This window comes from Spiroplasma helicoides (genome assembly GCF_001715535.1).
GTDB classification, from domain to species: domain Bacteria; phylum Bacillota_I; class Bacilli_A; order Mycoplasmatales; family Mycoplasmataceae; genus Spiroplasma_A; species Spiroplasma_A helicoides.
In genome coordinates this window covers 656,199-670,497 of sequence record NZ_CP017015.1, presented here as the reverse complement: position 1 = coordinate 670,497, position 14,299 = coordinate 656,199, and the positions used below count along the sequence as shown (strand labels likewise).

At 26.5% G+C, this 14,299-nt stretch carries 14 protein-coding genes; 11 read left to right on the top strand and 3 right to left on the bottom strand.

Translation table 4 applies throughout. The features are described 5' to 3' along the window. Window positions 1-16: 16 nt before the first annotated feature. The 3 genes from SHELI_RS03005 to SHELI_RS05940 all read left to right on the top strand — a co-directional run bounded on the left by SHELI_RS03005 (window position 17) and on the right by SHELI_RS05940 (window position 4,087). Window positions 17-949, top strand: coding sequence for a hypothetical protein (locus tag SHELI_RS03005; RefSeq protein WP_069116560.1), 933 nt, complete (start codon window positions 17-19; stop codon window positions 947-949). Between the two features lie 301 nt (window positions 950-1,250). Further along, on the top strand, window positions 1,251-2,873 hold the full coding sequence (locus SHELI_RS03000; RefSeq protein ID WP_069116558.1) for an amino acid permease: 1,623 nt from the start codon (window positions 1,251-1,253) through the stop codon (window positions 2,871-2,873). A gap of 71 nt (window positions 2,874-2,944) precedes the next feature. Next, window positions 2,945-4,087: an IS3 family transposase gene (locus SHELI_RS05940; RefSeq protein ID WP_084449221.1), complete on the top strand. Its 1,143-nt coding sequence runs from the start codon at window positions 2,945-2,947 to the stop codon at window positions 4,085-4,087. Between the two features lie 46 nt (window positions 4,088-4,133). On the opposite strand, the gene SHELI_RS02990 is transcribed toward SHELI_RS05940, so the two are convergent. After that, window positions 4,134-4,517, bottom strand: a complete 384-nt coding sequence (locus SHELI_RS02990; RefSeq protein ID WP_069116556.1) for a hypothetical protein — start codon at window positions 4,515-4,517, stop codon at window positions 4,134-4,136. A 123-nt stretch (window positions 4,518-4,640) separates the two neighbouring features. Between SHELI_RS02990 and SHELI_RS02985 the strand changes: the two genes are divergently transcribed. The 6 genes from SHELI_RS02985 to SHELI_RS02960 all read left to right on the top strand — a co-directional run bounded on the left by SHELI_RS02985 (window position 4,641) and on the right by SHELI_RS02960 (window position 10,088). Beyond that, a complete protein-coding gene (locus tag SHELI_RS02985; RefSeq protein ID WP_069116554.1) occupies window positions 4,641-5,222 on the top strand; it encodes a YqeG family HAD IIIA-type phosphatase in 582 nt (193 codons plus the stop codon). Then, on the top strand, window positions 5,209-6,507 hold the full coding sequence (yqeH, locus tag SHELI_RS02980) for a ribosome biogenesis GTPase YqeH (RefSeq protein WP_084449244.1): 1,299 nt from the start codon (window positions 5,209-5,211) through the stop codon (window positions 6,505-6,507). The genes SHELI_RS02985 and yqeH overlap by 14 nt, the downstream gene beginning before the upstream one ends. A 71-nt stretch (window positions 6,508-6,578) precedes the next feature. Next, entirely contained in the window at window positions 6,579-7,544 is a 966-nt protein-coding gene (locus SHELI_RS02975) for an ROK family protein (RefSeq protein ID WP_069116553.1), read from the top strand. Between the two features lie 31 nt (window positions 7,545-7,575). Next, the gene (locus SHELI_RS02970) at window positions 7,576-7,800 is read left to right on the top strand and encodes a DUF896 domain-containing protein (RefSeq protein ID WP_069117603.1); all 225 of its coding nucleotides are present in this window, start codon (window positions 7,576-7,578) and stop codon (window positions 7,798-7,800) included. Window positions 7,801-7,850: 50 nt separating this feature from the next. Then, window positions 7,851-9,821, top strand: a complete 1,971-nt coding sequence (tkt, locus tag SHELI_RS02965) for a transketolase (RefSeq protein WP_069116551.1) — start codon at window positions 7,851-7,853, stop codon at window positions 9,819-9,821. Between the two features lie 51 nt (window positions 9,822-9,872). Continuing rightward, window positions 9,873-10,088 carry a YneF family protein gene (locus tag SHELI_RS02960; RefSeq protein ID WP_069116549.1) on the top strand — a complete coding sequence of 72 codons (216 nt, stop codon included), beginning with the start codon at window positions 9,873-9,875 and terminating at the stop codon, window positions 10,086-10,088. Between the two features lie 78 nt (window positions 10,089-10,166). Here SHELI_RS02960 and SHELI_RS02955 read toward each other — a convergent pair whose 3' ends face one another. Then, window positions 10,167-12,548, bottom strand: coding sequence for a hypothetical protein (locus SHELI_RS02955; protein ID WP_069116547.1), 2,382 nt, complete (start codon window positions 12,546-12,548; stop codon window positions 10,167-10,169). A gap of 221 nt (window positions 12,549-12,769) precedes the next feature. On the opposite strand from SHELI_RS02955, the gene SHELI_RS02950 reads away from it, so the two are divergent. Together SHELI_RS02950 and SHELI_RS02945 are read left to right on the top strand one after the other, a co-directional pair. Beyond that, on the top strand, window positions 12,770-13,051 hold the full coding sequence (locus SHELI_RS02950; RefSeq protein WP_069116545.1) for an MBL fold metallo-hydrolase: 282 nt from the start codon (window positions 12,770-12,772) through the stop codon (window positions 13,049-13,051). Window positions 13,052-13,260: 209 nt separating this feature from the next. Further along, window positions 13,261-13,452 carry a hypothetical protein gene (locus SHELI_RS02945; protein ID WP_069116543.1) on the top strand — a complete coding sequence of 64 codons (192 nt, stop codon included), beginning with the start codon at window positions 13,261-13,263 and terminating at the stop codon, window positions 13,450-13,452. A gap of 6 nt (window positions 13,453-13,458) precedes the next feature. On the opposite strand, the gene plsY is transcribed toward SHELI_RS02945, so the two are convergent. Then, the gene (gene plsY, locus SHELI_RS02940; RefSeq protein WP_069116541.1) at window positions 13,459-14,238 is read right to left on the bottom strand and encodes a glycerol-3-phosphate 1-O-acyltransferase PlsY; all 780 of its coding nucleotides are present in this window, start codon (window positions 14,236-14,238) and stop codon (window positions 13,459-13,461) included. Window positions 14,239-14,299 lie beyond the last annotated feature (61 nt).

Sequence of the window (14,299 nt, the reverse complement as noted above, 5' to 3'; positions counted from 1 at the left end):
AAGAAGGTACTTATATATGAAGAAAAATTCAATCAGTATTATTGATGAAGGTTACTTTTTATTAAATGAGAATCAAACTTTTAGATTTGATAAGGAAGTTGCTAAAAAGTTTTTAGAAAATATACAATTTCCTATAATAGTTTTAGATACAGAATTTTTTAATCACTCTCATGATAGTGGGGAATATGAAAAAACACTTTTTACAGAAACACAAAAAGATTTGGTTTATGTAATACAATATAGTTTTGCTAAATCTCTTAAAGAAATATCATATAGAGATAATCACAAAGCAATAAAATCAATAACTATAAAAAGAGGGCATAATGAACCTAATTATGATTTTCATGATCAATATTCAAAAATGATTACAAGTTTTTTAAATATGTGTAGAAATAAAGATATAAGAACAATTGTGTGTGCTGGTGCTAGTAATGATGTAAAAATAATAAATCAATGAATTAACGATAATAAGAAAATATTTGCTAGAAAACCACTAAGTATGGCTTTTTATAATAAAGATAAAAAAGAGCTTAATGCTAATTATTTTGATATTTATGAAATATTAGAGAATGCATTTAGTTTTTCAAACACCAACTCAGAGGGAAATGAGTTTTACAATCCTAATAATTTACCACCAGGCAAGCAATCAAGTGAAATGATAGCTTTAACAAGTAGTAAAAAGTTTTTTGATTGATTTGAAGTAATTGATGACAACATACTAAAAGATGAGGATGATGAAATAAGGAATATGTGTAAAATAGCTTATAGTTTTTATGCATGTCCAAAAGATAAAAAAATAAGTTTCGACCAATATAAAAGTATGAATAAAACAATCAAAAAGGTTGTTGATCACTGCTATAATGATGTTTTAAAAGTTTTGATTTTTTTAGATTTTGTATTTCAATTTACAGCTCTTCCCTATGCCAAAAATAGTTATATAAAAAAATAAAAAAAATAAAAAAAATAAAAAAAAGTAGTTTTTTTATTTTTTTTATTTATAATAGTTATATATTTGAGTGAGGAAAGAATATGTTTAATTTATGAATTAACAACAAAATTGGAGGACGAAAACTTTAGCACAAAGTATCTTTTGTTTTGCTAGAAAGATATTGGTGTGCGTTTTTTAAATAATATAATTTAGTATTAAATTACTTTTTGTATTATTTTTTTTATAGCAAAATTATAGATTAAGGAAGGTGAAAAAAATGTCGTCGAGGGCGAAATCTTTAACCAAAATGACCATAATTTTTATGAGTTTTGCTATCATTTTTGGTTTTAGAAATATTGTTAACAACCAAAATCAATTTGGTTTTCTAGCCTGCATATTATTTTTGGTAGGAGGGGCTATTTATGCAATTCCAATGGTTCTTATTACAGCAGAATTTGGAAGTGTAAAAAAACTTAAAGATCAAGAAGCTGGTCTTGGAAGTTTCTGTGTATTTGCTTTAGGTGAAAGAGGAGGTTTCTTAGCTAGTTGATCAAGCTACTTTGGTAATTTATTTTTCTTTGCAACATTAGCACCATTTACAATTATAGCTTTGAGTTATGGTTTTTATGGTAAAAATGGATTTGATGAATTAACACAAACTTTTGTAGATAAAAATATGCTAAGCACAGATGATTCTGCCAGAACAAGTGCATGTATACTTGCTTTGTTTGCAATTATATTATTTTGAGCAGGAACTTATATATCTAAAAAAGGTCCAAAATGATTAGGATACGTTACTAACATTGGTGGAACAGCAAGTTTAATTCTTGGTGTATTATTTATATTATTTGCTTTATTTTATACTTTACCAGTACATGGAATACAATCTGATTTTAGAGGTGTTCAAGATTTAGATGCAGTTAATTCAGAAAGTTTTGAAGGTGATTGATGAGCGTTTATGTCAGCATTTCCATGATTGTTATTTGGATATAATGGTATTGAAACAATAAGTGTATTTATAAAAGATACAAAAAATGGTGTAAAAGCATTTAAAATTGCTTCAATTATAGGTATGTCAATAGTTGTTGGTTTAATGGTTGTGGGTAGTTTAGTTTTAACTTTAACAATTAGTCAAAAACAAATTACAGATTGAAAAATTCCAAACGCTGACTTCTTAGTGTTTCCATACATGATAGGATTGGATGAGCACTCAGCAGGAGGAAAAGCAATCATTCATATTGCTGGTTTAGTAACAGCTTTAAATGGTATTGGCTCATTGTTTTTCTGAACAGCTGCTCCAACAAAAGTTTTCTTTTCAGAAACACCAAAAAATGTTATGGGAAAATGATTATCAAAAACAGATGAATATGGAATGCCACATAATGCTCTGTTAGCACAAGCTATTGTTGTTACAGTTATTCTTGCTGTAGTTGGTGTTACATCAACTGCATCAGATCCAAACGCAACAACAAATATAGAAAGTTCAAGTAAATTCTTGATGAAATCGATTGATGCAACGACCACACTAGCGATAGTACAAATGTTCTATTACTTCTGAGGTTACATAAGATTTAGATGGAAAATGGATGACACAGAAAGAGGAACAAGATTCTTCAAAAATAAAGTTTTCCCAATAATCATTTGTTCAGTGACTCTGGTCATACTAACAGTTGCTTTCTTCTTTGGATGTATACCAAGTCCAAAAAGTTGGTCAAAAGATCCAGGACAAGCAGCAATAGACTTCTTATTCATTTTTGGAGGATGTGTATTCTTTATGGCTGCTGGAATGTTAGCTTATTGATTTAATGTTGACAGAAAAGCTAGAAAAAGTATATCTGTTGATAATGGTAACAGTAGCGATGAAATTAGTGAAATAGGTGCTAGAAATTCAAGCAACAACAATAGTTCACAAAAAGCTGCTTCTAAAGAAGCTGTTGAACAATAATATTAAAAAAACTTATCATTTATAAACTGGGAAAAATAAATTCTACACTAGAAAGAGGTGTAGAATTTTTTATGTCAAAAAACCTAACTGTAGAAGAATGAATGAAAATAATTCAAATATATAAAAAACAAGGAATTCAAATTGCAGAACAAGAATATCGTATAATTAAAGCAAAACAGATTAAATTTTCACAATTTATTAAAAAAAGAATAAAACAAAAAACTTATTTAGTAGATAATTATGGTATGAAAAGTTTAAATAGAAAAAAAGGCTCTGGAAGATACAAAAAAAGAGATGATTCTGATATTCCAGGAATAATTAGTGATCTGACTGAAGAGCAAAAAAGAGAAATAATTGAAGATTGAATAAAAAGTCAGAGAGATAAAAAGGAAAGAAATGCGATTAGCAAAATAAAATCTCTAAACATAAGTATGAAAGCAAGAATTATATCAATGCATAGAACAACATTTTACAAAAAACCAAAAGTTAGAAGATATAAATACAATAATTTAAAAAACACAGTTGAAGAAATATTAAAGGAGTCCAAGTTTATATATGGTAGCAGAAAAATAAGTGTTTTATTAAAAGAAAAACATATGTCAATCAACGATAGAACTTTAAGGCACTATCTAAAAAGATGAGGTTTTATAATTAAAACCCGAATTAAAAAAAGACAAGCAGAATCAAAAAATATTAATACTAAATTTAAGGATTTAGTGAAGCGCAATTATAATCCTACTATAGACAATATAATTGCTACTGATGTTTCTTACATTCCGGGTTTGGTAGAAGGAAATAATTACTATTTATCTGCAGCTATTAGTCATAAAACTAAAAAAATTGAATCATGATGTTTATCAAAAAACAACAACTCGCAATTAGTTATAGATACTTTAAATAAAATTAATAAATCAAATTTTATATTACATTCAGATCATGGCTCTCAATACTCTAGTAATGAAGTTATAGAATTGGTAAAACAAATGAATTGTCAAACTTCAATGAGCAGAGTTGGCAATTCCTTAGATAATAGAGAAATAGAGTATTTTTTTAGTTGTTTAAAAGGTGAGTATCTAAATCACATTAATACAAACAAAATGAATATTGATGAAATTTATAATCATATAGATTGATATATAGATTGATATAATAATAAAAGAATACAAAAAATTTTGAATTGAAAAACGCCAGCTACTGCCGGCGCTATTATTTAAAACTGTAGAATTTGTTTTTCCCAGTTTATTTAAATGATAAGTTTTTTTAATATTCTATTGTTCTTATTGATTCATTAAAATTAGTTATAAGTAAAACAATATAAAAAGCAATTGTAAATAATAAAATAGATGAATATATGTATATTGTATTTTTTGTAAATGGTATAACTATTGGATATGTTATAAATATTATCAATATAATAACTGTATAAATAAACGATAAAACTAAAGAAATTTTTATTTTCAAAACTTGTCTGAAACAGAAAAGTATTATAATCATAGATGCACATATCGACAACAAGCTACCAATTACCGCTGCTATAACTATGAATAATGATGTATTTGAGAATAAAACGGATAAAAGTGATATAAATCCAATAACTATTATAAAGCAAGAACAACCCACTATAATTCTCTTAGCAGTACTCATTTTTTTCACCTTATAAACTATAATTATACCATAATTATATCATAAAAAAGGAGATTTTTCACTATAAGAATAAGGTTATTTATAATACAATTGTTGTATAATAATATATATGAGGAAAATTTTATGGCTAAAGGTAAAAAAAGTTTTTTATTACTAAATTATTTTAAACCATCAATTTACTTGGAAAGTTATAAAAAAGTAAATTTAGAGTCTTTAAAAAATAGTGGTATAAAATTAGTAATGTGTGATATGGATAATACTTTGATTGGATGGAATGAGAGAATTCCAACAACTGATGTTATAAATTTTGTTAAAGCTGTTTATGCACATAATATGGAATTTGTTTTATTTTCAAACAATATAAGAAGTAGAGTAGAAAATTTTGCAAAAAAGGCAGGCATAAAAAATTATTTTTGAGACTGCAAAAAACCTTTATTAGGTAAAATGAAGTTGGTCAAAAAATTAATGCCTTATAAAGAAAATGAAGTAGTATTGATAGGAGATCAATTAATTACTGATGTTTTAGTGGCAAATAGATGTCACATCAAAAGCATACTTGTTTCACCTGTAGGACGTAATAACGGAGAATCAAAATTTATGCAATTTTTAGAAAACTTTATTTTTAAAAGATTAGCACAAAAAAATATATTGCACGAAGGTTTTTATAATGAAGGAGAATTAGGTGGAAATTATGAAATACTCTAATGAAGATGAAATTAATAAATTAGAAAATGAAATTAATGAATTGGAAGATAAAACATTAAAAGCATATATAAAAGGTAAGAAAGTAGCTAAATTAAAACAAAGAAGTAAAGTTACATTAACTGAATTAGAAAAAGGCATAGGTAATACAACAAATTTAGATAATAATGGTCCCAGAAAGTGTGTTGGTTGCGGAGCTGAATTACACAATAAAGATGAAAAAAAACCTGGATATGTAAAAGATGTTTTAGGTCAAGATTACTGTTTAAGATGTTTTAAAATAAAAAACTACAATAGATTAGTAGAGCAAGAAATAAATGATAAAGACTTTATAGATATTTTGGATAACATAAATAAAACAACTGAAAAAATTAGATATTACTATGTTATTGATATTTTTGATTTACCAGGTAGTAGGTTGGATTGACTTGAAAGACTAATAAGTAAAAAAGAAGTGGTAGTTTTAATTAACAAGGCTGATTTACTTCCTAAATCTGTGAATAAAGCAAGAATAATTAAATATGTTAAAAGATTTTTTGAAGAATCTCCAATTAGTGAATCAAAATTTATTTTAACCTCATCAATAAAAAAAGATTATGTATATTCGTTGGTAAATGAATTGAGATCTGTTGAGTGTGATCAATATATAATAGGTATATCAAATGCTGGTAAATCAAGTTTGATAAATGCTTGTTTAGTTGCAAATCAGCAAATACCTTCAATAGTTACATCTAAATATACAAACACAACTTTAAACAAAATAAAAATAAATTTTACAAAGAAAAATTATATTTATGATACACCAGGTCTTGTAAAACATAATCACATTGCAATCGCAACATCTCCTAGCTATTGAGATTTTTTCTTTTTTAAAAAAGAAATTAAGCAGGTTACATTTCAATTGCTATCTAGGCAAACTATATTTTATGGTGGTATAGCCTGATTTACATTTGAAGAGGGAGAAATTTTCGATAAAAATAAAAACAAGTTGATTAAAACTAGCTTTCATTTTTATGTAAATAAGCAAATGCCTTTACACAGAACTAAAGTAGCAAATGCTCACACTTATTTTAAAAAAAATAGACACAACTTATCACCTAGATTAAAAGAGCATGATAATGAGTTTATTTCACATAGTTTTAGTTTTGATAAAGAAGAATTGGTAGACTTACATATATCAGGTTTGGGCTGAATTAACTTTAAAACATACAAAGGTTTAAAAGTTTCTGTTAATGTACCAAAAACTGAATTTGATGTTAAAGTTAAAATACTACCTGCTATGATTTAATTAAAAACTAAAATATTTAAATTAATACAAATAAAAGTGTTAAAATAACATAAATAAGGAGGTTCAACAATATGAAACTAATTTTGTCTATAGAATTAGGAGTTAGCTCATCTAAAGTAGCTTTGGTTAATAACTATGGTGACATTCAAGCAAAATTTTTTGTTGAACATGACTTTAAAAAGGGTTTATTAGATAATTTATATAGTAAAATTGTCGAAGGTCTAGAAACTGTAGGAATTGATTATGAAGAAACTGTTGAAAAAGTTGGTATTGCTACAGTAGGTTATGTTGATCATGTTCTTGGAATAGTGAGATATGCTGGTTTGCTTGAATGAAATAATTATTATTTAAAAGATAAAGCAGAAGAATTATTTAATAAACCAATATTAGTTTTAAATGATGCAAATGCATCTGCTTTAGGTGAATTTTGAATTGGCGCAGCAAAACAATATGACTCAATTGTTTTTTATACTATTGATAACGGAATAGGGGGGGCAATTGTTTTAGAAGGGAACTTAATTTCTGGTTCTAGAGGTTTTGCCGGCGAATTTGGACATGGTGGAAGTGTATTTCAAGATAAATATGATTGTGTTTGTGGGTTAAAAGGATGTGTTGAACCAATGTCTTCTGGACTTGGAATAGCTAGATTTTTTCAAGATACTTTTAAAAATAACCCTAATCACCCTGCAGCAACTTATTTTAATGGAATGCAATCTTTCACCACAAAAGATATAGCTTCAATCTATGATGAATATGACAACCCACCTGAAATTCTGGAAATTTTAGTGGAAGCGTTAAATCCAATTGTTATGCATATGGCTATAATGGTTAATGCTTTAGACCCTGATGCAATTATTATTTCAGGTGGTTTAGCAAATATGGGAAAAGTTTTGATAGACATAATAAAAAATAATATTAAAAAATACATTATATCAAAATTTGCTGATGACTTAACTGTTGAAGTTGCATCATTAGGTAATGATTCTGGTATAATTGGAACTGCATATTATGCATTAAATGACTGAAAAATCTTTTAAAAGATTTTTTTTGTTTAATAAAGGAGTAATTATGGAAAAGTTAATTAAAAGAATAAATGAACTTGCTAAATTAAAAAAAGAAGGTAAGTTAACACCAGAACTAGAAGATGAACAAAATATGTTACGTCAAGAATATATAAATAAGTACAAAAAAAATTTAGAAGATCAATTAAAAACATTAAAAATTGTCGATGATAAAGGGAATGACATAACACCTGAAAAACTAAAGGAGTTAAAAAAGCAAAAAAATAAATAGTTTTTTAAAATTATGAATTAAAATAATCTTGTAGATTAAGGAGATAAAAAATGAATAAAAATAATCACAATTTAAATGCTATGAGAATACTTGGTATTGAGTCTGTAAATAAAGCTAATTCAGGACACCCTGGTATAGTTTTGGGTGCTGCACCTGTTTTATATACATTATTCACTAAAATAATGAAAATAAACCCAAAAAATCCAAATTGATTTAATAGGGATAGATTGGTTTTAAGCGCTGGTCACGGGAGTGCTTTGTTATATTCAGCACTACATTTATCAGGATATTCAATTACTATTGAAGATATGAAAAATTTTAGACAATTAAATTCTAAAACACCAGGTCATCCTGAATATAAACATACAGAAGGTATTGATTCAACAACTGGACCATTAGGTCAAGGGTTCGCAATGGCAGTAGGTATGGCTTTAGCAGAAAATCATTTAGCAGCAAAGTATAATAAAAAAGACTATAAAGTAGTTGATCACAATACATTTGTCATTTGTGGTGACGGTGATTTACAAGAAGGTGTTTGTCAAGAGGCAATTTCGTTTGCGGGAAGATATAAATTAAATAAACTTGTAGTATTTCATGATTCAAATGACATTCAATTGGATGCTAGAGTTGAAGTTGCACAATCTGAAAATATGCATTTGAAATTTCAAGCAGCTGGGTGAAATACAATAAAAGTAGAAAATGGTGAGAATTTAGAAGAAATTCATAACGCATACTTAAAGGCTAAAGATTCAGATAAACCAACATATATAGAAGTAAAAACAGTTATAGGTTTAGGTTCTACAAATCAAGGAACACAAAAAGTTCATGGTGCACCATTAGGTGATGACATTAAAGTTGTTAAAAATTACTTTAATTGAAAAGAAGAAGACTTTACAATTCCAAAGGATGTATACAAATTTTATGAAGAAAATGTTTCATTAAGAGGTCAAAAAGAAAACGAAAAATGAGACGCTGATTATAGTAAATATAAAAAAGATTTTTCTGATTTGGCAAAACAATTAAAAGATGCAATTAATAATAAATGAAATATAAATGAAGTTGATTTAGTTGAATTGAATGAAAACAAAGAACAAGCAACAAGAGTTTCATCAGGTAATGTTATAAATTACATTGGAAAGGTAAACCAAAGTTTCATAGGTGGTAGTGCTGATTTAACAGAATCAACAAAAGCTAAAGGAGCTGATGGAAATTACGACTATAACAATCCATTAGGTAGAAATATAATGTATGGAGTAAGAGAATTTGCTATGGCAGCAATAAATAATGGTATAGCTCTTCACAAGGGTTTATTGCCATTTTGTGGTGGATTCTTTGTATTTTCAGATTATATGAAACCAGCTATTAGATTGAGTTCTCTAATGGGCCTACAAGCTTTATATGTGTTTACTCACGATTCAATAGCTGTTGGAGAAGATGGACCAACACATCAACCAATTGAACAATTAGCAATGCTTAGAAGTATACCTAATATAAATGTTTTTAGGCCTTGTGATATGGCTGAAACTTCTGCTAGTTATTATGCAGCATTAAAAGATTCATCTAGACCTAGTGTAATAATAGCTACAAGACAAAATCTAAAAGAACTAGTTCATCCTAAAAACTTATTTGAAAGTGTTGATAAAGGAGCTTACTTATTTGAAAAAGAAGAAAATGCCAATATAACACTAATTGCTTCAGGTAGTGAAGTTTCATTAGCTCAAGAAGTAAAAAAAATATTGCAAAGTAAAGGGCATAAAGTTAATATAGTTTCTATGATTAACTTAAATTCTTTTGAAAGACAAGATCAAACTTATATCGATTCAATTATTAACAAATCTACTAAAAGATTTTCTATTGAGCTTGCTTCAACTTTTGGATGACATAAATATCTTGGAGATGATGGAGAGGCATTTGGTATAAATCATTTTGGTTATTCAGCTCCACTAAATGATATATTAAAATTTATTAATTTCAATGCAGAAAGTATAGCTGATAAAATAATACTTAAAATAAATAAATAAAATTTATGTTATATTTATATTGTATGTATTTATAAAAAGGAGTTTATTTTAATGGCTTGATGAGGAATATTGTTAATCGGAATTGCATGTGCAATTTTTGGTGGAATTATTGGATTCATAATAACAAGAAAAGTAATTCAAAAACAATTGAGAGATAATCCACCAATAAATGAAAATCAAATTAGAGCAATGTATAGAAGTATGGGTAGAAAACCATCAGAAGCAGACATAAAAAAAACAATGAACGCAGTTAAAAGAGGTAAATAATAATTATCTTAAAAAAAATCTAATTTAAAACTACAAAGTATTTACACTTAAAAGTTTTTAATTAGATTTTTTTTACGATTAGTATATATTGAAAAATTCTTCTCCATTTTTATTGTAAGATTTTATATCTACTATTATTCAATAAGGATTTTCAACATCATTACTTACATTTTTTCAAACCACTTTATATTTATGATTAACATTTTGGTAATTTTCTGCTAGGCCATCATATTTCATAATTTGTTCATCACTCATATTTAATTGTTCTTTTCCTAATATTTCTCCTGATTTTTTACTTAAATCTATTTTAGATTTTAAATCTGTTAAATTAGCAAAATCTTTTTGATTATCAACAATAGTTTGATAGGGATTAAAGTTTTGTGGAACATTTACTTTTTTAGTTTGTTGATCTGCATTTGAATCACTATCTCCAACTCCATTATATTCTAGTGTAAATTCCATTTTTCCATTTACTTCTGTTGGATCTGTTGCATCTATTTTTATATCACTTGTTTTTCAATATTCTTTATTATTTATATATTGAGTAGCTCTCTCATGAACAGGTGCTATTGAATCATCAACACCTTTTTTTAAAAATTCAAATAAGTTATTTAACTCATTGACACCTGAAATGCTTGTATCAGATAATAAACTATAGTAATTTTTTAAAAATGAGTTATCTTTATATTTTTTTTCTGCTACATTATAACCCAAATTTTCTAATAAAGTATTTTTTTCAGTTCTATTAAGATCACTTAATACTTTATTTTTATACTTTTCAACAGTAACATTTATTGTTTTTTGTGTATCTTCTTTTGCAAGTCCTTCATAGGCTTTAGATATAAGTTTAAGTAAATCCGCAGCTTTTGAACCATCACTACCCATACATTCTTCTCATCCACTTTGTGTAAGTCCACCCAAATCTATCAATCCCTCAACCTTAGGATTTATTATTAATTGATAACTTTTACCAAAAGGAGTATTTTCGGTTTTAAAAAACTTATCTACAAATTCTTTTTTTAAATTTTCAGATAAATTACTTTGAAAACTTGCTATTTCATTTAAAAAAGTGGCAACTTTATTTAAATTTTCTAGTGGATTATCCACAATGTCTTTATTATCAGTACTATCATTTTTTTTATAAAAGTTTTGAACTGACACACTTTCAGGTGTTGGTGATAATAAATCTCTAATTCCAATTGCAGGTCTTATATTTATTTTGTCTTTTAATATATTTTCATTAAAACCATTTGTTGTTAAAAAGTCTTGCAAACTTTTACTGTTTTTTTCATCTTGTATAATGTTAATGGCTTCTTGAGAATTGTACAGTAAACTAGAAACCGCTCCTTGTATAGTCACATCTGTATAAGCGGTAGGTTTAGATAACATTGGTGTCATATAATTTGCGAATGTTAAAAGTGAATCGGCTCCATAGTCTGATTCTGAAACGCTATCTTTAAGTGTTGCAAATTTGTTTATATAACCTTTTAAGTTTAAAATACCTGCTTTCATAGTCATCAAAGCTCCAGTATAATTAAAATTTATACCATCAACAGAAGAAGAGTAGTCTCCATTTAAAATATCAGCGCTATCATAATTCGTATCTTTAATTTTGTCTTTTATTAATTTATTTTTGAACTCTTCAAAATCATTTACTTTTGACTTACCACTTGCAAGTATAGAATTATAATATAAATATCCTGCACCATTTGTACCACCATTATCACCTTTTCTATTTGCTGGTAAATAGGGGGTATTAGTTCCATTAGATCCACCAGGATAACCACCATCAAAACCTTTTGATAAAAGATAATTAGACAGTGCTCCATTATCTTGGATACCTCAGGCCAAATTTCTTCTATTTTCATCTTCTGATAATGATAAATTTTTATTCATTCCCATTAGAATACCCATTTCATTTAATTGGCCTTCACCAAGTTTATTAAAACCAGAATCTCCAGTTTCATTGAAACCATCTTCAAAATAACCTTTGTCAATAAAACTTTGATAAAAACTATCATCATACATTCCCATAATATAACTGGAATATATTCCTGAATGAACACCTAAGTTAATTTTCTCCATTGAGGGAACTAAAAGGTTTTTATATCTATTTATTAATTCACCCAAATTAATATTTCTTCCTTTGTAGTTGTATGAAGAGGGCATATTCATTTCTGAAGTATATGGAGTTAAATATGAAGATAAAATTTCATTCATATTGTAATTCAAATTTTCATGTCTACTAGCAATAATTATTCTCGAAATCACTTCAGCTCCCGTTTTCATTTGGTTTTGCATATTGGTTAAATTTGGATCAATGCTAAAGTCCGGGGTTTTTGGATCATAAACACCATTATTTTCTTCGACTTTTTCATTGCCTTTATTACATGCAACAACAGAAACTAATGTTTGAGTTATAAAGCTTATGCTTGATAATAAATACAAAAGTTTTTTCATATAATCTCCTTTAAAAATAAAAAAAATAGTCTATTTGTCATTCATTGAGAAATAACATATAAATATTTTAATACTATTGTTCTTTTTATTCTCTAATCCATAACAAAAAAATAACTCTTAAAATTATTTTTATTTAGATAAAAATAATTTTATTTTAGAAAAAAAACTACTTATATGTTGTATAATCATAAGGATTTATTTTTACTTAGGAAAGGAGAAAAATGATTAAAATTTTTAGTGATATAAACTTTAAAGAAGTAAATGCTTATTTAATTTATAACGATAAAAATCAAGCAATATTAATAGATACTGCAAATAAAGCACATAAAGAAATAATTGAATTTGTTAAAAACCAAAACTTAATACTTACAGACATTTTCATTACTCATGGTCATTTTCCTCATTTTTACGGTTTAAATGAAATATGCAACCAATTAAATCACCCAAATGTTTATATAGGTAAAGAGGATATGACATCTTTATTTGATTCAAAAAAAACCTAAGTAATTTTTATAATACACTTGGTTTTGACTACGTTGCTGAACCATGCAAAAATTTAAAAGTTATTAGTCAAGATGAAGAAAGACATGTAAATGATTTTTTCATAAAAATTATAAAAAGACCAGGACACACACCTGGATCATTTATAATTGAAATACCTGAAATTAAAAGTGTTTTTAATGGGGATACTTTATTTCTAAATCATGATGTAGTGGAAGTCACTTCACATGAAGAGGATAGTGATGCAGTATTGAGAAATATTAAATGATTAATTGAAACCTTTCCAAAAGGTTATAAATTTTATCCTGGTCACTTTGATTATGGATTTTCTATTAGAGATGTCTTAGAAGAAGATAATGTAATTCAAAAAAGATATTTAAGAGCAATTTCAAAAGATATTTAGTTAATATTAAGCTTCTTTATTAGAAGCTTCTTTTTCTTCTTCTTGTTTTGTTTTTCTTCTATAATTAAAAAATTTAGGTTCTTCATTCTTGATAAGTCTTTTTATGTTTTGATGGTGTCTAGTAATTAATACTAAAGCAGCAATTGTTATAACTATACATATTGTTAAAAAACTTTCATAGTAATTTGGAAGACTATTTGTGTGAAATTTATTCATTCACACAAATAAATTAGAATTATTTTCAAAGAACTCGTTACCATTTATTGTAAATACTTCTCCACCAGATATTTGAGGAATTCAGATCATTACAACAGCTACCAATGCAGATACTATTGAACATACACTTATTGTTCTAAATGTTAATAATAATATTATAAAAACACAGAAAAAAACTAAAAAAATAATTCAATTTGTAACAAGTGTTATTCCTAAAAAACAACTAACTGCTTTACCACCCTTAAATTTATAATAAACAGGATAACAGTGACCAATTAAAGTAAATAATGCAGGAATATAAAAGCTTGTTTTATTAAAAGCCTCATGAGGAATGTAAGTAAATGCATAAGCCACAAATGCAATAAAAATAACTTTTGAAGCATCTAAAATTAAAATTAATACTCCTCATTTTTTACCAAGCATTCTACTAACATTTGTAGCACCAGCGTTTTTACTACCATAATTTCTAATATCTTTTTTTGTTTTTATTTTATAAATAGTTATAGAGAAACTAAAAGCCCCAACTAAATAACCTAAAATTGATATTATTATTGTACCTATAACGCACATAACAAAAAATCTTACCTTTCAAAATATAAATCTTTTATATTTTACTACAATTTATTAAATA